We start from the raw sequence: 21,263 nt of genomic DNA on the forward strand, positions 1-21,263 counted from the left end.
AATGCTAATGGAACCCATGACTGCTCAAATCGGCACTCGGACTGAAACCGATAGTATGGGGACGATTGAAGTACCGAGCGATCGCTACTGGGGCGCACAAACCCAGCGATCGCTCATTTACTTTGCCATTGGCAACGATACCATGCCACGGGAAATGATTCGGGCGATCGGAGTTTTGAAACAAGCGGCGGCGGTTGTCAATCAAGAGTTGGGACAGCTACCGGAAGATAAAGCGAGTTTAATCGTGCAAGCCGCAGAAGAGGTAATTTCTGGCAAGCTAGACGACCATTTTCCGTTACGAATTTGGCAGACGGGCAGCGGCACTCAAACCAACATGAATGCAAATGAAGTTATTGCCAATCGAGCGATCGAGCTAGCTGGGGGAGTTTTGGGCAGTAAAAAGCCAATTCACCCCAACGACCATGTAAATATGTCCCAATCTTCCAACGATACGTTTCCCACAGCAATGCATATTGCCGCAGCTGAAGAGATTTACCATCGACTGCTACCAATGGTCAAGAAACTGCGAGACGCATTGGCAGCTAAATCTGAGGAATTTCAGGAGATTGTCAAAATCGGTCGCACTCACTTGATGGATGCCGTACCTTTGACTTTAGGACAAGAATTTTCTGGCTATATCGCTCAATTAGATAAAGACTTAAACCGCATTCAAGCTGCATTACCAGATTTATATGAATTAGCAATTGGGGGTACGGCAGTAGGTACGGGTTTGAATACACATCCAGAATTTGCCGATCGCGTCGCGGCGAAAATTAGCGATCGCACCCAATTACCATTTATCTCTGCCCCAAATAAATTTGCCGCTTTAGCGGCTCACGATGCGATTGTGGCTGCTAGCGGGACGCTGAAAACCCTTGCAACTTCGTTAATGAAAATTGCCAACGATCTGCGCTGGTTGGGTTCTGGTCCCCGGTGTGGCTTAGGAGAGCTAATTTTACCTGCAAACGAACCTGGATCGTCAATTATGCCAGGAAAAGTCAATCCGACTCAGTGTGAGGCGATGACAATGGTATGCGTGCAAGTAATCGGAAACGACACCGCGATCGCAGTTGCCGGATCTCAAGGTAACTTCGAGCTAAACGTGTTCAAGCCTGTCATGATACACAACTTGCTGCACTCCATCCGATTATTAGCCGATGCTTGCTCGTCTTTTACCGAACATTTAGTAGTTGGTATTGAGCCAAATCGAGAACAAATTCAGCATTTCCTCACCAATTCCCTGATGCTAGTCACAGCACTCAACCCGCATATCGGTTACGATCGCGCTGCTGCTGTGGCGAAAAAAGCATATAGCGATCGCACTACGCTACGCCAAGCCTGTGTCGAGTTAGGCTACCTCACCGAAGTAGAATTCGATCGCCTCGTCCGCCCGGAGAAAATGATTTAATTAGGGAGCAGAGAGTAGGGAGGGACAAAGGGGAACTCGGGAACCCCACGACCGAAGGGAGTGGGGATTAGGGGGCGAAGGGGGACAAGGGAGCAACTACCCATTACCAACTACCCATTACCCATTACCTATTCTTCCCGTGTATCTACTGAACGTTCAATCGCAGCAGCATGAATCCAGAAAAAGTTTCCGCATAAATGCTCTGGGGGTAAGAGTGAGGGTGGGTTAATTTTTTTTTATATTTTTGTTGCTTGTACTTAGCCTAAATGCTAATTTTCAGCGTTGTGGGTGGGAATGCAGCGAAAATTGTTTTATATTCAATAACTACTCGACTTAAAGCACAAGGCTAGCTACGATGAAGCGGCGAATTCAATCTTCCATAATAACCAAATTTTTTAATTTAGATATAAGGTGGAACTTGGCGATCGCCCCAGCCGTAACTTTATTAGTAGGAACATGGCTAACACTAGCTGCCAACGCCATTGAAACGCAACCCGTAGCTGAAAACAAAAAATCAATTCCGAATTCCGTAGCTCGCTTCTCGCCTGAAGGGCGAGTACTCCGAATTTCTAATTCTAATTTCACTCCCCGCGAACTCGACTTTCAAGCTCCCTCTTCTGCACCAGCTAACCCCGCACCAGTTAAGCCTTTACAAGTAAATCCCGTACCTACTCCTCGCACAACGAATTACTTGGTTTACGTAAATAATCCGAATGCATTGACGTTACAACGAATCAAACAGTTTGAGCCATCGGCATTCGTGCGCCAGTATCAACAAAGAAACGTGATTCAGGCAGGAATATTTCAACAAACTGCCAACGCCCAAAAACTAGCGATCGCTCTAGAATCTCAAGGCATTGATGCGCGAATTGTCAATCTTTCAACTGGAGAAGATACAGATTTTACAGGTAAATTTTATTTCGTTGTCATTCCTGCTAAACAAGACAAATTAGGTGCGATCGAGCAGCGAATCCAACAGCTAAGAATGGGAATGCCAGTCAGAATTAGTCAGCGCCAAGAACCGCGCACTCACGTAAGAGTAGGACCATTTTTGGCAAAAGAACAAGCCGAAAATTGGCGGCGCTATTTACGAGCTTCAGGACTGAGAAGGGCGCGAGTTTATTACGGACAATAGTTAATAATTGAATTAATAACCTAGAAAATTGCTAGTACAATTAAGGCGACCAAGCAAACAAACTGAATGCCTAAACAGAAAACTCGATACAACGGATTTAAGCCAGCTATGTGAATCAGTGAGTGTGCTAGCCGAAATCCGATGTACGCAACAACTAGTGAATCTACCGCTGTTCCAGATACGCCTCGAACTGTCAGCAGAAACACAACTCCTAAATATAAAGGTAGGTTCTCCACCAAGTTAGCTTGTACCCGATATAAGCGCCAAAGCAAGCTTTCATCATTTGGTGTGGCGAAATCTTTGACAGAACCACCAGCAGAGAGATGTCGAATTCTAACAACAATCAAAGAGACAACGACAGCGATCGTCCATACGATGAAAATTACTAAACCCCAAAGGGGAAAGGTCATATTCACAGTACCCATGACTGAATACATACAATCTGTCCTGGTAATGAGACTGCTGCTACTATAGCGTTCCTCACGCAATTGCTTTCAATCGTCCTGGACTGCATATATAGCGCTCCTAGATGAATCGTGAAATCGATTGCCCGTGTAGAGACGTTACATGTAACGTCTCTACACGGAAAACGTTTGCAAATCAATTTGGATTGCTGTAGTTGCTGCTGATATGCGATCGCAGCACGACCCGAAAAACCGATCGCCTCAAGCTTTATGACTCAAGCGTTAAGCTGTAGCTCGATAAGGCTGGTAGTCTAGATAAAGTAAGCTTTGGATTTGAGCTTTGCTACCAGAACGATCTAGACGCAAACAAATTGAGCAAGTCGTAGTTACGGCTGAGCAGATGCGCCAGATTGAGGCGCGGATATTTGCTGCGGGAATGCCAGTAGCAGCTTTGATGGAAAAAGTAGGGGGCGCGATCGCCCGACGAGTGCAGACATTGTATCCCTATCCGCAGATACGGCGGGTCGGCGTGCTGGTAGGACCAGGACATAATGGTGGTGATGCTTTAGTGGTGGCGCGAGAGTTACATTTCCAAGGGTATGAAGTTCTCGTTTACCGTCCGATCGCCAAATTGAAAGAATTAACCGACCAACACGCACAGTATGTTAAGAGTTTGGGCATTCCACATTTTGAGGCGATCGCTCCCTTGCAAGATTGTGACTTGTTAATCGATGGCTTATTTGGGTTTGGCATGGAACGCCAAATCACCGAGCCTATCGCCTCAGATATTCACCAACTCGACCGCTGGTCTATGCCTATTCTCAGCATCGATCTCCCTTCTGGGTTGCATACAGATACAGGAGAAGTGCTAGGAAAAGCAGTTAAAGCAACGCGAACTTTTTGTTTGGGATTGTGGAAGCAAGGATTATTACAAGATCGAGCATTAGAGTATATCGGTACGGCAGAACTGCTCGATTTTGACATCCCCACAGCAGATATACACGCTGTTTTGGAAGCGCCTAAAGTCAAGCGCGTGACGAGTGACTTGGCGATCGCCACTCTTCCCCTGACTCGTCCGCCAGTTACCCACAAATACAAACAAGGGCATTTACTACTCATCTGCGGTTCGCGACGCTATGCTGGCGGTGCATTACTAACGGCTTTAGGTGCTAGAGCAAGTGGTGTCGGAATGCTGTCGATCGCCGTGCCTGAATCGCTCAAACCCCTGCTGAACGCGCAACTTCCTGAAGCATTAGTTGTAGGTTGTCCCGAAACCGATAACGGCGCGATCGCCCAGCTCGATTTACCAGAAGGAACCGATTTAGAATCATTTCAAGCTATTGCCTGCGGTCCCGGTCTGACTTTAGAAGCCACGCCGATTATCCAAGGAGTTTTGAACAACGATTGTCCCCTAGTTCTAGATGCAGACGGGTTGAATATTCTTGCCATTTTGGGGACGCAAAAGTTATCGCGGCGATCGTCGCCAACCGTCCTCACACCTCATGCAGGAGAGTTTAAGCGCTTATTTCCCGATGCTCCTAGCCCGATGCAAGACCGCGTTAGTGCTGTACGAGAAGCAGCGCAGACGAGCAAAGCAGTAGTATTGCTCAAGGGAGCGAGAACGGCGATCGCCAATCCATCAGGTCAAGTCTGGCTTAATCCTGAGAGTACGCCTGCATTAGCACGGGGTGGGAGTGGCGATGTTTTAACTGGATTACTGGGGGGACTGCTCGCCCAGGCAACCGCACAACATATCTCAGTAGATGCGATCGCGGCGTGTGCGGCATGGTGGCACTCCCAAGCTGGCATTTTAGCAGAACGAGAAAGAACTCAAATCGGAGTCGATGCATTTACATTGACGCAGTTTTTGATTCCAGTTCTGCATCAATCTGTAGGATAGTCGTTAAAAATCATACTTTTTGAGGGAGAAAAACTCTGTACTTAAATGGCAAGCTGAGAGAAATTAGCCTACGGCAGGATTTTCTGCTGCCAAAATCTCAGCAGCAAGTATGGTAGATCGGGAAATAATTCAGATAAGTAGAGCCTTAAGCGCCACCTACGATCTGCGGGTGGTTTTTCTTTCGCTAGCGATCGCGATTTTTGGTGCTTACACAGCGCTAGATTTGGTGGGACAAGTTATTTATGCGCAGGGAATTGCACGGAAATTTTGGACGGTTGGCGGCGCGATCGCTTTAGGAATTAGTGTCTGGGCAATGCATTTTGTTGCCATGCTTGCCTATCAATTACCAATTCCCATCTCTTACAACTTTGAAATCGTTTTACTGTCAATGGTAGTGGCGATCGCATTTGCTGGTTTGGGGCTGTTCCTCGTCAGTCGCCTACCGTTGAAATGGCTGTTGTTAGCGTCTGGCAGTTTTTTTGTCGGGCTTGCCGCTATTGGGATGCATTACACTGCCATGCAGGGGATGTTGGTAGCAGCAGAACCAACCTACGATTTGCGGTTCGTTGCTTTTTCCAATTTGTGTGCGGTTGGTCTGTCCTTTTGTGGCTTGTGGCTGACATTTCATCCGGCTGCTAAAGTTCTGGTTCCGGCTGAGAGTTGGCGCAAGCTGGGAAGTGCCATTTTAGCGGGAACTGCGATTGATGGAATGCATTATCTGGCGATGGCGGGAGTCAATTTCTATCCCAGCGTCCAAAAATTAAGCACGATGCCTGCTGGCATTGATAACTACGTGCTGGCAATTACGATTGGTGTTGCAACTTTGGCGATCTTATTATTGGGTGGCTTGGCTTCTTTTTTTGGTCAACAACTCAGAGCAGAAATCGCCAGAGTTGAAGCAATACGAGAAAGTGAAAAGCGATATCAAGAATTATTCGAGCTGGCTCCCGATGCCTATTTTTCCCTGACACCTGATGGCACAATCCAATCGGCAAATCAGTTTAGTGCTGAGTATTTAGGCTATAGCCAAGAAGAACTAATTGGTAGTTCGGCTTGGATGACAGTTTACGAAGCCGATCTTCCTTGGGCGCAGCAGTGGATGGAGAGCATGTTTCGCGACAGAGTGACGACGAGCGAAATCGAACTGCGAAAAGTGCGTAAAGATGGCTCGGTGTTTTGGATTCGCGAACGCAGCAAATTAATTTTAGATGCAATGGGGACACCTGTAGGACTGAATACGATTTGCCGCGACATTACCCAATTGAAACAAGTAGAAGAACAATTGCGGCAGAATGCGTTTCACGATCCGCTCACGGGATTACCCAATCGCGTGCTGTTTATGGATCGCTTGCAATTAGCGATCGAGCATCACAAAAGGCATCCAGAAGATTTTTTCGCCGTTTTGTTTCTAGATTTAGACCGCTTTAAAGTCATTAACGATAGTTTAGGGCATTTACTGGGCGATCGCTTACTCATGGCGATCGGCGATCGCCTTAAAGAATGTCTGCGTCCTATAGATACGGTAGCGCGGCTCGGGGGAGACGAATTTACAATTCTGATCGAGGATATTACCGATGTTAGCGATGCAATTCGCGTTGCCGAACGAGTCAATACTGCGCTTGCTGTGCCGTTTCATTTAGACGGACAGGAAGTTTTCACCGCTGCCAGTATTGGTATTGCCTTAAGTACCACTGGTTATGAAAACTCCGAAGACGTGCTGCGAGATGCCGATCTTGCCATGTATCGCGCCAAAAGTCAGGGAACGTCAGGCTATCAGATATTTAACCCTGACATGCACGCTAGGGCAGTAGCACTGTTGCAATTGGAAACAGATCTAAGAAATGCTGTGGAACGACAAGAGTTTCGCCTGTACTATCAACCAATTATCTCGCTAGCTACAGGTAGAATTGTCGGTTTTGAGGCTTTGATTCGCTGGCAACATCCCCAATACGGTTTGCAAAACCCCAGCCAATTTATCCACGCCGCAGAGGAGGCGGGACTGATTAACCGCATCTGTCAGTGGGTACTCTACACGGCTTGCGCTCAATTAGCTCAGTGGCAAAGGCAATTTCCTGCGATCGCACCTTTAACGATGAGTGTAAATATTTCTGGCAAGCAGTTCAGTCAACCCCAGCTCAGCCAGCAAGTACAGCAAGCTTTACAGGATACAGAATTAAGTGCCGAATGCTTGCACCTAGAGATTACTGAAGGCGCAATTATGGATGGAGCCGGAGCCGCACCCGATCTCCTCTGGCAGTTACGAAATTTAGGCGTGCAATTATGGATCGATGACTTTGGCACGGGATACTCATCTCTAGGGCGGCTCTACCACTTTCCGATTCACGGTTTAAAGGTCGATCGCTCCTTTGTGGCACAAATTGAAAACGCTGACAACGTCCCCCTTGTGGAAACTATCCTCACTCTCGCTCGCCAACTCGAACTAGAGGTGACAGCCGAAGGAGTAGAAACCGCAACACAACTTACCCGACTGCGAGCTTTACAGTCCGAATACGCACAAGGCTACTTTTTCTCTCCTGCTGTAGATGGGGAAGCAGCAACAGCCTTACTGAGTCAAAATCTGCAATGGTAAAAAAGTTGAAAGTCGTAAGTCGAACAAGGGATAGGGGGAGTAATTCTAGCCACTAGTCACCAGCCACTAGCCACTAATAACTGATAAATCTGTAGCTTTTCATCTTGACACAGCCGATCGCCAAATTGCGAGATTTTTATCAGGGTTTTTAACTTGTATTATTTGTTTACACTTACCTATTAATACTTAACGATCGCTTGCTCCCAATTAAGAATATCTTAATTTCAGTAATTTTTCTGACCCAGAAAATGTGCGGATAAATTATGTTTGATTTGTCTGCTTCATGAAATTTTTTTGAACTTAAACGGAAAATGCTGACTGGAAAGCAACTCACATACACACTTCTCTCTACTGCCACTTTTTTCTTTCCTACATTGGTTCGAGCTGAAGCAAATACCAATGCATACCCGGCAGAAGTCGTACAAAGTTTTATGCAGGAATGCACGGAAAAAAGCGGTAAAAAACAAGTCTGTGCTTGCGTCCTCGATCGCATTCAAGACGACTACGATCTCGAACAGTTTTCTAAACTAGAAAAAAAGTACAGAGCAACTGGCAAAATTCCCAAAGAAGTCAAGAAGTTTATGTTTGGCTGCGTTGCCAGCAATCTTGCTAATAATTGAGTCATTTGTCATTTGTGAATGATTAGTGTTCTTAGTTACGACTTACGACTTCTCGTTTATCATTTGTAGACTTACCAATAACTAATGAATCATTAGTCAGTTGTCAATATTTCTTTGGGCGTACCAATGACAAATGACGAATGACAAATGACAAACCATCAAGCCGATAACTTAACTAGGTGTGAGTAGTAACTACGTTCGAGCGATCGCCTGACGGCGCGTAATAATCACCGTTTTCATCAATCCCCAACTGAAGTAATGATTCTTCGCCAGTAATTAACCTCGCTCCTCGCTTGCGGGTGAAATAGTTCCAGCCCCACTGGAAAATTACTACCAACTTATTGTCAAATTCAATCAGGTAGTAAATATGCACGAACAGCCAAATTAACCAAGCAAAAAGACCTGAGAACTTGACGAAACGTAAATCTACGACTGCGGCATTGCGTCCGATCACCGCTAGGCTGGCGATATCAACGTAGCGGAAAGGAGTGACAGCTTGTCCCTGAAGCCTGCGTTGGATCAGTTCTGCTACATATTGCCCTTCTTGCATGGCTACGGGTGCGACTCCTGGTAAAGGTTTGTCATCTTGGTGCGAATAATTCGCCAAATCGCCAATGATGAAAATATTGGAATAGTTAGCCAGACTTAGATCGGGTTCGACAATGACTCGTCCCGCCCGATCGAGTTGCGCCCCCGTGCGTTGGGCGATCGCTTCTCCCATCGATGAAGCCTTCACACCCGCTGCCCATAAAACCGTCCGCGCAGGAATGGATTCAATATTCTCACCTTGACGAATCGTCACAGCATCCTCGGTGACGTTCGTAACTAAAGTCTTAGTTTTGATCGTTACGCCCAATCGCTCTAAAGAGTGCGCCGCTTGAGCCGATAACTTTGGATCGTAGGGTGGTAGGATGCGATCCATACCCTCTATCAGCAAGATTTGGGTTTCTTTGGTGTCTATATTGCGGAAATCGCGCTTTAAAGTACTGTAAGCAAGCTCCGCGATCGCCCCAGCTAATTCTACTCCCGTTGGTCCCCCGCCCGCGATCGCAAAAGTCAACCAAGCACGACGTTTTTCTGGATCGGTTTCCTTTTCCGCTGCTTCAAAAGCTAGAAAAATCCGCCGTCGCATTTCTAAAGCATCTTCTACAGTTTTGAGTCCTGGTGCAACTTCTGCCCAGTTATCGTTACCGAAATAATGGTGACTTACCCCAGTCGCGACAATCAGGCTATCGTAGGCTAATTCGCCATTCCGCAAAATAATTTTTTGCTGTTGAGGATCGAGATCGATGACTTCGCCCATCAGCACTCTAGTGTTTTTTTGTCGATTCAAAATCGCCCGCAACGGCGACGAAATATCGGCTGGGGAGAGAGTCCCCGTAGCAACTTGATAGAGCAGGGGTTGAAACAGATGAAAATTCCGCTTATCCACTAAAGTGACATCGAAACCACTTTTTCCTAATGCTTTGGCTGCATACAGCCCAGCAAAGCCGCCACCAACGATGACAACTTTATGAGGAGTTTTCATAGGTTCTACCATAAGTTAGATGCTAAATTTTCTCTACTTTTACTACCTACAGAGCTTTGTTGCGTCATTAAGCAAAGATCTGTACCTTTGCCAATACTTGCTTCACAGATTTTAATCCCAGATTACTGCGATCGCCACTTTTTGGGCGTAGCGACAGTTACCAGTTGTCAGTTATTAGGGAGCAGGGACGAGCTGGGAGCAGGGGAAGAAGATATTAACTTCTCCTCGTCCCCTTGTCCCCCTTGTCCCCCTTGTCCCCTTATCCCCCTTGTCCCCTTGTCCCCCTTGTCCCCCTTGTCCCCTTGTCCCCCTTGTCCCCCTTGTCCCCCTTGTCCCCCTTGTCCCCCTTGTCCCCCTTGTCCCCCTTATCCCCCTTGTCCCCCTTATCCCCCTTGTCCCCTTGTCCTCCTTGTCCCCCTTGTCCCCCTTGTCCCCCTTGTCCCCCTTGTCCCCTTGTCCCCCGACTCCCGACTCCCACTCCCTGTTAATATACGTAAAGAAACTGAGCGGGTAATAACACATGCGGGTTGCGATTGTCGGTGCGGGGCTGGCTGGGCTAGCAACTGCCGTCACGTTGGCGGATGCTGGCTGGGAAGTAGAGATTTATGAGTCTCGCCCTTTTGTAGGTGGAAAAGTTGGGAGTTGGATAGATCCCGATGGTAACCATGTTGAGATGGGGTTGCACGTCTTTTTTGGCAATTATTACCAGCTATTTGAATTAATGAAGCAGGTAGGGGCATTTGAACACCTACTGCGAAAAGAACACGTCCATAATTTTATTAATAAAGGCGGACGCACCGGAGCGTTAGATTTTCGCTTTATTACAGGTGCGCCATTTAATGGATTAAAAGCCTTTTTCACGACTTCGCAGCTGTCACTACAAGATAAAGTGCAAAATGCGATCGCCCTCGGTACTAGCCCCATAGTGCGGGGTTTAATCGACTTCGAGGGGGCAATGAAAACAATCCGCAGCCTCGACAACATCAGTTTTGCTGACTGGTTCCGCCGTCAGGGTGGCAGCAATGGTAGCATCAAGCGGATGTGGAACCCAATTGCCTATGCTTTGGGTTTTATCGACTGCGAGCATATTTCTGCTCGTTGCATGTTGACAATTTTCCAAATGTTTGCTGCTAGAAGCGAGGCTTCGGTGTTGCGGATGTTGGAAGGTTCGCCGGATGAGTTTTTGCACAAACCAATTGTGAAGTATTTAGAGGATAGGCAGGTCAAAATTTTCACGCGGCGGCGAGTTAGAGAAATTCAATTTGCCCAAGACAGGGGAGAAACCAGCGTCACGGGCATAGTTGTTGCTAGTGGCGAGACAGAAGAAACAATTACTGCCGATGCCTATGTCTGTGCTTGCGATGTCCCGGGAATTCAACGGCTCTTACCTGCGGCATGGCGGCAATGGTCGCAATTTGACAACATTTATAAGTTAGAAGCAGTACCAGTAGCAACCGTGCAATTGCGGTTTGATGGTTGGGTGACAGAACTGCAAGACGCTCAAAAACGCCAGCAATTGCAGCAAGCCGCAGGCATCGATAATTTACTGTATACACCGGATGCCGACTTTTCTTGTTTTGCAGACTTGGCTTTAACTAGCCCGACAGATTATTACCGCGAGGGACAGGGTTCTTTATTGCAACTGGTACTGACACCAGGCGATCCTTTCATTAAAGAAAGTAACGAGGCGATCGCTCAACACGTCCTCAAGCAAGTCCACGAACTATTCCCCTCGTCGCGGGAGTTAAATATGACTTGGCATAGCGTCGTCAAGTTAGCGCAGTCTCTCTATCGCGAAGCACCAGGGATGGAACCGTATCGCCCTTATCAAACTACGCCAGTAGCAAATTTCTTCCTAGCGGGGAGCTACACCCAGCAAGACTACATCGATAGTATGGAAGGGGCAACACTTTCGGGGCGATTGGCAGCGAAAGCAATTCTGGCAAGTGAAAAACTAGCCAGCCAAGGTGAGTTGTCGGCTGTATAGGTAGACGCAGGCGCGGTAGTAGCTTCGAGCGATACTGCATAGACACTAAACAACCAGAGGAAAAGTCAATGCCAGATTGGTTAGAGCATAGCGTACAGGTTGAAGTGCCAGTTCCCGTTGACCAAGTATGGGAATTGTGGTCAGATCTAGAGCAGATGCCGCGTTGGATGAAGTGGATTGAGTCGGTAAAAGTGCTGGAGGATAACCCTGATTTGTCACGCTGGCATTTAAATACGGGGGGATTGCAGTTCGACTGGCATTCGCGCATTTTGAAGAAAGTACCAAATCAAATTATTCAATGGGAATCTGTGGATGGTCTGCCCAATCAAGGCGCAATTCGGTTTTACGATCGCCACAACAGTACCATTGTTAAGCTCAGCGTTGCCTATGCCTTTCCAGGAATTTTAGGAAAAATTATGGATAGCCTATTTTTAGGTCGTGCAGTCGAATCGACGCTGCAAGCCAACATGGAAAGATTCCGCGATTATGCCATTCAAGCTCAAGCCCAAAAGCAAGGGGTTAGTTGTTAGTTGTTAGTTGTTAGTAATTGGTTGATGGTTGTAGGGGCGGGTTCACCAAAAAACTTTGTTTGTAACCGAGACTTTAGGTAAACCCGCCCGTACAGTTGATGGTTGTAGGGGCGGGTTCACCAAAAAACTTTGTTTGTAACCGAGATTTCAGGTAAACCCGTCCCTACAGCAGTAGTAAGTGGCAATACCCACATTTCACACCCTATTGCTAGGTAAATATGGCTATAGGTACAACCCATAGTGTATTCAGCTATGTTTAGATTGACAGTAATAGCCTTTGTGCCAAAGTTCAATTTGCAGTCAATAATCGAGTTATTTTCCCTAGCCCCTAGCCCCTAACTCCTCACCCCTCATTATGTCTCGGACTTCGCCAATTCCTGTTGTGACAAATCATCCCAGGCTTGCTATTATTCAACGCTTGCGTAAGCTAACACACCTAATGGATAATGCGATCGCAATTCCAGGGACGAAGTTTCGCATTGGTTTAGACCCCATTTTAGGATTGCTACCAGGAGCGGGAGATTTTATCGGCACGGCGCTTTCGGCATATATCGTACTGGAAGCCGTGCGCTTGGGACTTCCCAAAGAGACATTGGGAAAAATGGTGAGTAATATTCTGTTAGAAAGCGTAGTTGGTACTGTCCCAGTGGTGGGTGATTGGTTTGACTTTGCCTGGAAAGCCAACGTTAAGAATCTGGAGCTAATAGAGACACATTTGGGGGTAACAAATACTAGTAAGCCTGCCAATCGCTGGTTGATGTTTCTACTGGTAGTAGGGTTCTTAATTATTGGTATAGGTTTAGTGACCTTGAGTGTGCTAGTTTTTAAACTGCTCTTAAATGCAGTGACTAGCTAATTGAGGTTTTAAGACAGGAATGAAGGACTGGTGGCAGGCGACATTTCCCCAGGGGAGACAAACATTAAAAATTATCGATGCGAATGGCTACCCAGTTTCTATATCTTACGGAGAGAAAGGCACGGGTAAGCCACTATTTTTAATTCATGGAATTGGCAGTTGGAGTTACAACTGGCGTTATAGCGTCGAACCCTTATCGAAATACTTTCGCGTGATTTGTTTCGATGCCAAAGGTTACGGGTTTTCGGAAAAGCCACTACGTAAAGAAAGACACGATCACCAATTGATCGAGCTATCGCGGATTATTAGCGGCTTGTGCAACGAACCAGCCATCATCGTTGCAGAGTCGCTGGGTGCATTAGTGAGTTTGGGGCTGGCGCTTGCTTATCCTCAACTGATCGAAAAATTAATTGTTGTTAATGTCCCAATCTTTCCCGAACGCCTACCGCATTGGGGTATGTGGTTGCTGTCGCAATTACCAACAGAAATAGTCAAAGCGATCGATTCAACTCGGTTTCCATATTTTTTTGCCCCCGTCATGCGGGAATTAATGCGATTAGAGCGGCGATCTGTACTATACGATCCCTCAATATTGACGGACGAAGATGTCTATTGGCTGACCTATCCGTTTGTAGAATTTCCTGGGACGATCGCCAAAGTTGCGGAAGACTTACAAATTGCAGCAGCAGAAATCGAACACTTACAGGCAAAAAAACCAAGCTTAATTACTAAAATTCAAAATTATCTACACAAAATTAAATGTCCTACCCTAATTTTATGGGGAAAACAAGATAGCTGGTTTCCGTGTAGCGATGGTGAGAAACTGCGATCGCGCATCCCTAACGCTCAATTAAAAATTCTTCCCAATTGCGGTCATGATGCCTCAGCTGGTGCAAACCAGGCAGTGAATGCAGCAGTGTTGGAGTTTCTGAAGTGAGTAGTGGCAAATTGGTAATTGGTAATTGGTAATTGGTAATTGGTGAACTCTCCTGAAGCCCCTGAACCTTTCCTACTTCCTTGTCTCTGTTGTCTTTTTTCCTGATATCATGTCCGGTTATTGACCGTAAATTCTATCAGGGCGGGTTTATTGAGATCTTCTGTATTATGTATGAAGATCTCTGTTAAAACCCGCCCCTACGGTGATATGGCTGTTTGAACAGACATGATATGACTTCGGTAAGGGCGGGTTTAAACGCAGAATTATCTGTTCTGCCAGAGGTTCTTCAAAAAACTCGCCCCTACGACTTTGACTTTTGTACGGGCGGGTGCGCGCAAATAGGTTGACAACCTTAAGTGAAAATTTTCGATCGAAACCCGTCCTTACGACTTTTGACTTCTCAATAGCTCTGTTATAATAACAAAAACGTAGTCGTTATGAGTTTATATATTCCCCTATGACCAATCCTGCTGTTGAGAACTTAGTGATTATTGGCTCTGGACCCGCTGGATACACGGCAGCTATATATGCAGCGCGGGCAAACCTCAAACCTGTTGTCTTTGAAGGCTTCCAAGCAGGGGGCTTACCTGGCGGACAGCTGATGACGACGACAGAAGTAGAAAACTTTCCTGGTTTTCCAGAAGGAATTACAGGACCGGAACTAATGGATCGGATGAAGGCTCAAGCAGAACGCTGGGGAGCTGAGTTATACACCGAGGACGTAATTGCAGTTGACTTGTCGCAGCGTCCGTTTACCGTCCGTTCTGAGGAGCGGGAATTTAAGACGAATAGCATCGTCATTGCGACTGGAGCTACTGCAAAGCGTTTGGGACTGCCGGATGAACACCAGTTTTGGAGCCGAGGTATATCAGCATGTGCGATCTGCGATGGCGCTACACCGATTTTCCACAGAGCGAAATTAGCCGTGATTGGTGCTGGTGACTCCGCCGCTGAAGAATCGATCTACCTGACCAAATATGGCGACGAGGTACATATGTTGGTGCGGGGTGACAAAATGCGTGCTAGTAAGGCGATGCAAGACCGGGTTTTGAATAATCCCAAAATTACCGTTCACTGGAATACGGAAGCGGTAGATGTGTTTGGCAACGAAAAGCACATGGAAGGCTTGCTGATCCGTAACAACAAAACAGGCGAAGAAAGTAAGCTAGAAGTACGGGGTTTATTCTATGCGATCGGTCACAATCCCAACACATCTTTATTTAAAGGTCAACTGGAATTAGATGATGTAGGATACATTGTCACCAAGCACGGTTCGGTAGAAACCAGTGTCGAAGGAGTATTCGCGGCTGGAGACGTGCAAGACCACGAATATCGTCAAGCAATTACGGCTGCTGGTAGCGGTTGTATGGGAGCAATGCTAGCAGAGCGGTGGCTGTCGGTGAATGGATTGATTCAAGAATTCCACCAAAAACCAGAGACTCCCAATAACGAACTGGAACATCAAGCCAAGCAAGCCGCCACTCCAGAAGAATTCGATCTCGCTCAGACGCGGCATTATGGTGGCTATGCTTTACGCAAACTATTTCATGATAGCGATCGCCTGTTGATGGTGAAATATGTCTCGCCTGGATGCGGTCCTTGCCACACGCTCAAACCGATTCTGAATAAAGTTGTCGATGAGTTTGACGGCAAAATTCACTTTGTCGAAATTGACATTCAAGCAGATCCTGATATTGCCGAGAACGCTCAAGTTACGGGAACGCCGACTATCCAATTCTTTAAGGATAAGGAACTGCTGAGCGAAGTCAAAGGCGTAAAGCAAAAGAGTCAATATCGCCAGTTGATTGAAGGCTATCTGAATTAATTTGTGGCAATAATCGCGATTGAATTTGATTTTGACTCTTTGTTAAGGGTCGTTTCATGGGTTGTAGAGACGTAGTAACTTGCGTTTTTACAACCCATTATTTCAGGCAATTCTCAAGTTAAATTTTAAGTAAATAAAATTATAACTAATGATACATGTAATACTCTAAATGTTAAAATGCTCGGTTAAGCAAAATTTCAAGAAAAATTAGAGATTGAACCCGGTCATTGCCCTAATCTAGCGAGGCTCCTCAAACATCCTTTTTGACTTCTCTATGTTTAAATAATTTAGAAAAAGTGAAGATCGGCAAAAACTCGGATGTCGTTCGACTATTTTGCAGTCTGTAATAAATTATCTCCATTGAGCTGCCTAGATTAGCACTAATTCTCTGCTCGTTACGGTTTGCTTATTGTGGAGTTGTTGAATTTACAGTATGCTGCCAAAACCTTTAACCAACCAAAAAAACACAAGCGATCGGGAAGTACCTCTACGCCTCCTGTTGATATTGCCATTCGTGCTGCAAATTTTTGCCGCTGTTGGATTGACTGGATACTTTTCTTTGCGTAACGGACAACAAGCAGTTAACGATTTGGCTAATCAGTTGATCGAGAAAACCAACCAGTTAGTGAACGAACATCTCAATGCTTACCTAGCAATGCCTCATCAAATCAATCAGCTTAATGCCAATGCTATAGAGATGGGGAAACTCAACCTGAAAGATTTTCAAGATGCAGGCAAGTATTTTTGGCAACAAATGCAGGTTTATGACAAGCCTAGTTATATCGGTTATGCTCTTGCAAACGGCGAGTCTGCTGGGGCAGGACGCTGGATCAAAGGGCAAGACGTGACAATCGAAGAAATTTCTGCTCGTACTCAAGCTAAATCCTACACTTATTCCACAGACAAACAGGGAAATCGGCGCAAACTAGAACAAGTAGTCGAGTACGAACCTTTGACTGATGTGTGGTATACCCAAACCGTAAAGGCAGGCAAACCGCTTTGGACGCGGGTATATACGACAGACAGCTATGAGGAATATGTAGCGGCTTCTGCGAATTACCCGATCTACGATAAAGCTCGCAAACTAGTCGCTGTGATTGGGGTCGATCTGCTGCTGTCCGATATCAGCGATTTCCTCCGAAAGATCCAAATTAGCCCTTCAGGACAAGTCTTTATTATCGAGCGAGATGGGCTGTTAATTGCTAATTCTGGTGCTGAAAAACCATACAAAGTTGTTAATAAGAGTACGCACCGCATCAGTGCAACAGATAGCCAAAATCCGCTAATTCGAGCTACAGCCAAATATTTACAGCAAAAATTTGGCAGCTTTAAAGCAATTCAAAATAGCCAAGTATTAAACTTTCAACTGAAAGGCGATCGCCAATTCCTGCACGTACAACCGTGGCGCGATCGCTATGGCTTGGATTGGCTAGTTGTAGTCGTCGTCCCAGAATCCGATTTCATGGCACAAATTAATGCCAACACGCGCATGACAATTTTGCTGTGTTTTTTGGCATTACTAGTAGCAACCATATTGGGAATTGTTACTTCTCGTTGGATCGCTCAACCGATTGGGCGTTTGAGTCAAGCTTCTGAGGCGATCGCGACAGGAGATCTGAACCAAGAAGTCAAAGTTGTTGCTGTCAAAGAATTAAAAACTTTGTCCCACTCCTTCAACCGGATGGCGGCGCAACTCAAAGACTCATTCGAGCAATTAGAAAATCGAGTTCAGCAGCGCACCCGCGAACTCAACGAAGCTAAAATCGCGGCGGAAACAGCAAAAGAAACGGCAGAAGCGGCAAATCAAGCGAAAAGCGAATTTTTGGCAAACATGAGTCACGAATTGCGTACTCCCCTCAACGCCATTCTCGGCTTTGCTCAACTGATGCAACGCAGTCGCACCCTCACTTTAGAACAGCAGGAAAACGTTAGCATCATCAATCGCAGTGGCGAACACCTACTAGCGTTGATCAACGACGTACTCGACATGTCCAAAATCGAAGCTGGGCGGCTAACACTGCATCCACAGGAATTTGACCTGTACTTAATGCTGAATGCAGTCGAAGAAATGTTTCAACTCAAAGCAGACTCTTTAGGTTTGCAACTGATCTGCGATCGCCACCCAGATGTACCGCGCTACATCAAAAGCGATGAAAAGAAACTGCGTCAAATTTTAATCAACCTCATTGGCAATGCCCTGAAATTTACTTCTCATGGTAGCGTGATCGTGCGTGTAATAGCAGGGAGCAGGGACGACGAGCAGGGAGCAGGGAGTAGGGGGGAGAGTGGGAGAAGGGGAGTAATTACCAACTACCAATTACCAATTACTAATTACCAATTACCAATTACCAATTACCAACTCACTTTTACAGTCCAAGATACAGGCGTAGGCATAGCCGCAGAGGAATTAGGGCGGTTGTTTCAAGCTTTTGTTCAAACGGAAACTGGGCGCAAATCGCAACAAGGTACGGGTTTGGGTTTAGCAATTAGCCAAAAGTTCGTGCAACTGATGGGAGGCGAGATTTCTGTCAGCAGCCGGATAGGAGTCGGGACGCAGTTTGAATTTACCATTCCCGTACAGCTAGCAGATCCTAGCAGCATTCCCCAGGAGCGACCGCAGCGACAGGTAATTGGACTCGTACCAGGACAACCGCAGTATCGCATTTTAGTAGTAGACGATCGCCCAGAAAATCGACAAATTGTCATCAAACTGCTGACTCCAATCGGCTTTGAAGTGCGCGAAGCCGAAAATGGTAAAGACGCGATCGCGGTATGGTCGAGTTGGGAACCACATCTGATTTGGATGGATATGCGGATGCCCGTGATGAATGGTTACGAAACGACAGAATATATTAAATCGCACCTCAAAGGGCAAGCAACGATAATTATTGCCTTAACTGCTAGCACGTTAGAGGAAGAAAAAGCAGTGGTACTTTCGACGGGGTGCGATGATTTTATGCGTAAACCCTTCCGTGCCGAAGAACTGTTTGAGAAGATGGCACAGCACATTGGCGTGCGCTACACCTACAAAGAGGAAGGAGAAAAACAAGATGTAGCGATCGAGGCATCATCGTGCGTCCTTAATCCTTCATCCTTACAAATTATGCCCCACCACTGGCTCGAACACCTACAGCAAGCAGCGGCACAACTCGATGGGGAGACAATCGCGCAGCTCGTAGCGCAAATTCCCGAGACTCATGCGCCTCTGGCAACAGCCTTACTCGAACAAGCAAACAATTTTGATTTTGATGATATTCTCAATCTCGCCCAAGCAGCGATCGGATTATAGTTTATGAACAGTGAGTGGGCGACTGCCTCTGAAAAGACAATCTTAATTGTGGACGATATCCCCGATAATTTGCGAGTGCTATCAGCAACGCTATCCGAGCAGGGTTACAAAGTCCGGTGTGCTAAAAATGGCAACATGGCATTAAAAGGAGCGCAGGTAGCTGCACCAGATTTAATTTTGTTGGATGTCAAAATGCCGGATATAGACGGTTATGAGGTTTGCCAACACTTAAAAGCTGAGATGCGAACCCGTGAAATTCCAATAATTTTTATGAGCGCTCTAGACGACGTGCTAGACAAAGTCAGAGCTTTTGAAGTCGGGGGAGTTGACTACATTACTAAGCCGTTTCAAGTCGAAGAAGTTTTAGCTCGAATTAAAAATCAACTTGCCTTACAAGCAGCTAAGGCAGAAATTCAGCAATTAAATATCAAACTAGAACAACGGGTAGAACAGCGTACCGCGCAATTAGCAGCAACGAATCATAAACTACAACAAGAAATTCTCGAACGGCAGCAAGCAGTTCAGCTATTAAATGAAAGCGAGGCACGACTGGAGAGCATTTTAAACTCTTTAGAAGAAGTTGTCTGGTCTGTTACTGCTCAAAATCCCACCTTGATTTATCTCAATCCTGCCGCACAGAAGGTTTACGGTATTCCGACGACAGAATTTTTAAAAAATCCGCACTTGTGGCTAGAAGTCGTACATCCAGAAGACCGCGAACAAGTGGAAAAGGGGGCGCAAATCTTGCGATCGCAGGGTAGCCATAGCTCGGAATATAGAATTGTGCGTGCTGATGGTGAAGTGCGCTGGTTGTACGCTCGCGCTCATTTAATTTGCGACCCTACAGGCATTCCCCTACGAATTGATGGCATTATCTCTGACATTACCGATCGCAAGCGGATCGAGCAACAACTCATCTACGATGCTTTACACGATGACCTGACGGGATTACCGAATCGCACGTTTTTTCTGGAACGGTTGGAGCTAGCGTTGAGATATACCAAACGACATCCAGATTATCTGTTTGCCGTACTTTTTATCGATCTCGATCGCTTCAAAATTGTGAACGATAGCCTCGGACATGCAGTAGGCGATCGCCTCTTGATTGCTTTTACCAGTTTAATGCAACAATGCTTGCGTACTTCAGATACCGTGGCGCGCTTTGGCGGGGATGAATTTACAATTTTACTAGAAGACATTGAGCAAATTGCCGACGCAATCAAAATTGCAGATCGCATTCAAGCAGAACTCGCCCAGCCGTTTGAGTTAGAGGGGCATACGGTTTTTACTACTGCTAGTATCGGCATAGTTTTTAGTGGTATGGGATACGAGTCTCCCGCCGAGTTGCTACGGGATGCTGACACGGCGATGTACCGAGCTAAAGAGAGCGGCAAGGCACAATATACAATTTTCAACCCTGATATGTACGCTCAAACGCTACAACTACTGCATTTAGAAAGAGATTTGCGGCAAGCTTTGGAGCGTCAAGAATTTTGCTTGCATTACCAACCGATTGTATCTTTGAGTAGCGGTCAGATGGTTGGCTTTGAGGCACTCATCCGCTGGCACCATCCAGAACGAGGTTTAGTTTTCCCTGGTGAATTCATTCCTATTGCCGAAGAAATTGGCTTAATTGTACCCATTGGTGAATGGGTTTTAGAACAAGCTTGCGCTCGATTGCGGCAGTGGCAGTTACAGTTCCCTCAAGCAGCGAATTTAAAAATTAGTGTCAATCTAGCTAGCCAGCAAATTAACCACCCCAAATTAAGCGAACAGATAGACCGAATTTTGGCTGTAACTGGCTTAGATGGTAGTCACTTAAGATTAGAAATTACTGAAACCATGTTGCTACACCATACAGAAGCAACGATTGACATGTTATTAAAAATTAGGTCTAAAAATATTCAACTAAGTATTGATGATTTTGGTAAAGGTTATTCTTCCTTGAGCTATTTACATCGATTTCCTATTAATACTTTAAAAATTGATAGTTATTTTATCAGTCAAATAAATCCTAATTCTGAAAATGTGGAAATCGTCAGTACGATTAATACCCTAGCTCATAATTTGGGTATGGATGCGATCGCTGAGGGTATAGAAACGGCTCAACAATACGCTCAACTCAAAGCTTGGGGATGTGATTTTGGGCAAGGATATTTCTTTGCTAAACCTTTGGACTTCCATGCGGCAGAAGCGTTGATTATATCGAATCCGCAATGGTAATTGAGTAGTGCGTGAGTAGCGTAAGATGGGC

15 protein-coding genes are annotated in these 21,263 nt (G+C 46.0%); 12 read left to right on the top strand and 3 right to left on the bottom strand.

What is annotated here, in order from left to right; genetic code table 11:
* Nucleotides 1-7 precede the first annotated feature (7 nt).
* Together fumC and M5J74_RS08405 are read left to right on the top strand one after the other, a co-directional pair.
* Entirely contained in the window at nt 8-1,408 is a 1,401-nt protein-coding gene (gene fumC / locus M5J74_RS08400) for a class II fumarate hydratase (RefSeq protein WP_181246444.1), read from the top strand.
* Between the two features lie 355 nt (nt 1,409-1,763).
* Nucleotides 1,764-2,543: an SPOR domain-containing protein gene (locus M5J74_RS08405; RefSeq protein WP_250016280.1), complete on the top strand. Its 780-nt coding sequence runs from the start codon at nt 1,764-1,766 to the stop codon at nt 2,541-2,543.
* 20 nt (nt 2,544-2,563) lie between these two features.
* On the opposite strand, the gene M5J74_RS08410 is transcribed toward M5J74_RS08405, so the two are convergent.
* Nucleotides 2,564-2,953 (bottom strand): MAPEG family protein, encoded by a 390-nt coding sequence (locus M5J74_RS08410; protein ID WP_250016282.1) that lies wholly within the window; start codon nt 2,951-2,953, stop codon nt 2,564-2,566.
* Nucleotides 2,954-3,347: 394 nt separating this feature from the next.
* On the opposite strand from M5J74_RS08410, the gene M5J74_RS08415 reads away from it, so the two are divergent.
* The 3 genes from M5J74_RS08415 (at nt 3,348) to M5J74_RS08425 (ending at nt 8,057) form a co-directional block, all read left to right on the top strand.
* On the top strand, nt 3,348-4,847 hold the full coding sequence (locus tag M5J74_RS08415) for an NAD(P)H-hydrate dehydratase (RefSeq protein ID WP_371934020.1): 1,500 nt from the start codon (nt 3,348-3,350) through the stop codon (nt 4,845-4,847).
* Between the two features lie 109 nt (nt 4,848-4,956).
* The gene (locus M5J74_RS08420; protein ID WP_250016283.1) at nt 4,957-7,437 is read left to right on the top strand and encodes an EAL domain-containing protein; all 2,481 of its coding nucleotides are present in this window, start codon (nt 4,957-4,959) and stop codon (nt 7,435-7,437) included.
* 311 nt (nt 7,438-7,748) lie between these two features.
* Entirely contained in the window at nt 7,749-8,057 is a 309-nt protein-coding gene (locus M5J74_RS08425; RefSeq protein ID WP_015153687.1) for a hypothetical protein, read from the top strand.
* A gap of 175 nt (nt 8,058-8,232) precedes the next feature.
* Here the strand turns inward: M5J74_RS08425 and M5J74_RS08430 are convergent, their stop codons facing one another.
* Nucleotides 8,233-9,597, bottom strand: coding sequence for an NAD(P)/FAD-dependent oxidoreductase (locus M5J74_RS08430; RefSeq protein WP_106218602.1), 1,365 nt, complete (start codon nt 9,595-9,597; stop codon nt 8,233-8,235).
* Nucleotides 9,598-9,759: 162 nt separating this feature from the next.
* Nucleotides 9,760-10,107 carry a hypothetical protein gene (locus M5J74_RS08435; RefSeq protein WP_250016285.1) on the bottom strand — a complete coding sequence of 116 codons (348 nt, stop codon included), beginning with the start codon at nt 10,105-10,107 and terminating at the stop codon, nt 9,760-9,762.
* On the opposite strand from M5J74_RS08435, the gene zds reads away from it, so the two are divergent.
* The 7 genes from zds (at nt 10,106) to M5J74_RS08470 (ending at nt 21,232) form a co-directional block, all read left to right on the top strand.
* A complete protein-coding gene (gene zds / locus M5J74_RS08440; RefSeq protein WP_015153689.1) occupies nt 10,106-11,572 on the top strand; it encodes a 9,9'-di-cis-zeta-carotene desaturase in 1,467 nt (488 codons plus the stop codon). The two genes, M5J74_RS08435 and zds, sit on opposite strands and share 2 nt — an antisense overlap.
* A 68-nt stretch (nt 11,573-11,640) precedes the next feature.
* Nucleotides 11,641-12,102: an SRPBCC family protein gene (locus tag M5J74_RS08445; RefSeq protein ID WP_015153690.1), complete on the top strand. Its 462-nt coding sequence runs from the start codon at nt 11,641-11,643 to the stop codon at nt 12,100-12,102.
* Between the two features lie 355 nt (nt 12,103-12,457).
* Entirely contained in the window at nt 12,458-12,958 is a 501-nt protein-coding gene (locus M5J74_RS08450) for a DUF4112 domain-containing protein (protein ID WP_015153691.1), read from the top strand.
* 19 nt (nt 12,959-12,977) lie between these two features.
* Nucleotides 12,978-13,895, top strand: a complete 918-nt coding sequence (locus M5J74_RS08455) for an alpha/beta fold hydrolase (protein ID WP_106169092.1) — start codon at nt 12,978-12,980, stop codon at nt 13,893-13,895.
* 457 nt (nt 13,896-14,352) lie between these two features.
* The gene (gene trxB, locus M5J74_RS08460; RefSeq protein WP_015153693.1) at nt 14,353-15,720 is read left to right on the top strand and encodes a thioredoxin-disulfide reductase; all 1,368 of its coding nucleotides are present in this window, start codon (nt 14,353-14,355) and stop codon (nt 15,718-15,720) included.
* A gap of 433 nt (nt 15,721-16,153) precedes the next feature.
* Nucleotides 16,154-19,009 carry a hybrid sensor histidine kinase/response regulator gene (locus M5J74_RS08465; RefSeq protein ID WP_250016287.1) on the top strand — a complete coding sequence of 952 codons (2,856 nt, stop codon included), beginning with the start codon at nt 16,154-16,156 and terminating at the stop codon, nt 19,007-19,009.
* A 3-nt stretch (nt 19,010-19,012) separates the two neighbouring features.
* Nucleotides 19,013-21,232: an EAL domain-containing protein gene (locus tag M5J74_RS08470; RefSeq protein ID WP_250016289.1), complete on the top strand. Its 2,220-nt coding sequence runs from the start codon at nt 19,013-19,015 to the stop codon at nt 21,230-21,232.
* The last annotated feature ends 31 nt before the right edge of the window (nt 21,233-21,263 follow it).

Source organism: Chroococcidiopsis sp. CCNUC1 (assembly GCF_023546805.1).
GTDB lineage: Bacteria > Cyanobacteriota > Cyanobacteriia > Cyanobacteriales > Chroococcidiopsidaceae > Chroococcidiopsis > Chroococcidiopsis thermalis.

Bases quoted from the DNA above. Each gene is read 5' to 3' on its own strand.
- fumC (WP_181246444.1), top strand. From the start codon at position 8: ATGGAACCCATGACTGCTCAAATCGGCACTCGGACTGAAACCGATAGT.
- M5J74_RS08405 (WP_250016280.1), top strand. From the start codon at position 1,764: ATGAAGCGGCGAATTCAATCTTCCATAATAACCAAATTTTTTAATTTA.
- M5J74_RS08410 (WP_250016282.1), bottom strand. From the start codon at position 2,953: ATGACCTTTCCCCTTTGGGGTTTAGTAATTTTCATCGTATGGACGATC.
- M5J74_RS08415 (WP_371934020.1), top strand. From the start codon at position 3,348: ATGCGCCAGATTGAGGCGCGGATATTTGCTGCGGGAATGCCAGTAGCA.
- M5J74_RS08420 (WP_250016283.1), top strand. From the start codon at position 4,957: ATGGTAGATCGGGAAATAATTCAGATAAGTAGAGCCTTAAGCGCCACC.
- M5J74_RS08425 (WP_015153687.1), top strand. From the start codon at position 7,749: ATGCTGACTGGAAAGCAACTCACATACACACTTCTCTCTACTGCCACT.
- M5J74_RS08430 (WP_106218602.1), bottom strand. From the start codon at position 9,597: ATGGTAGAACCTATGAAAACTCCTCATAAAGTTGTCATCGTTGGTGGC.
- zds (WP_015153689.1), top strand. From the start codon at position 10,106: ATGCGGGTTGCGATTGTCGGTGCGGGGCTGGCTGGGCTAGCAACTGCC.
- M5J74_RS08435 (WP_250016285.1), bottom strand. From the start codon at position 10,107: ATGTGTTATTACCCGCTCAGTTTCTTTACGTATATTAACAGGGAGTGG.
- M5J74_RS08445 (WP_015153690.1), top strand. From the start codon at position 11,641: ATGCCAGATTGGTTAGAGCATAGCGTACAGGTTGAAGTGCCAGTTCCC.
- M5J74_RS08450 (WP_015153691.1), top strand. From the start codon at position 12,458: ATGTCTCGGACTTCGCCAATTCCTGTTGTGACAAATCATCCCAGGCTT.
- M5J74_RS08455 (WP_106169092.1), top strand. From the start codon at position 12,978: ATGAAGGACTGGTGGCAGGCGACATTTCCCCAGGGGAGACAAACATTA.
- trxB (WP_015153693.1), top strand. From the start codon at position 14,353: ATGACCAATCCTGCTGTTGAGAACTTAGTGATTATTGGCTCTGGACCC.
- M5J74_RS08465 (WP_250016287.1), top strand. From the start codon at position 16,154: ATGCTGCCAAAACCTTTAACCAACCAAAAAAACACAAGCGATCGGGAA.
- M5J74_RS08470 (WP_250016289.1), top strand. From the start codon at position 19,013: ATGAACAGTGAGTGGGCGACTGCCTCTGAAAAGACAATCTTAATTGTG.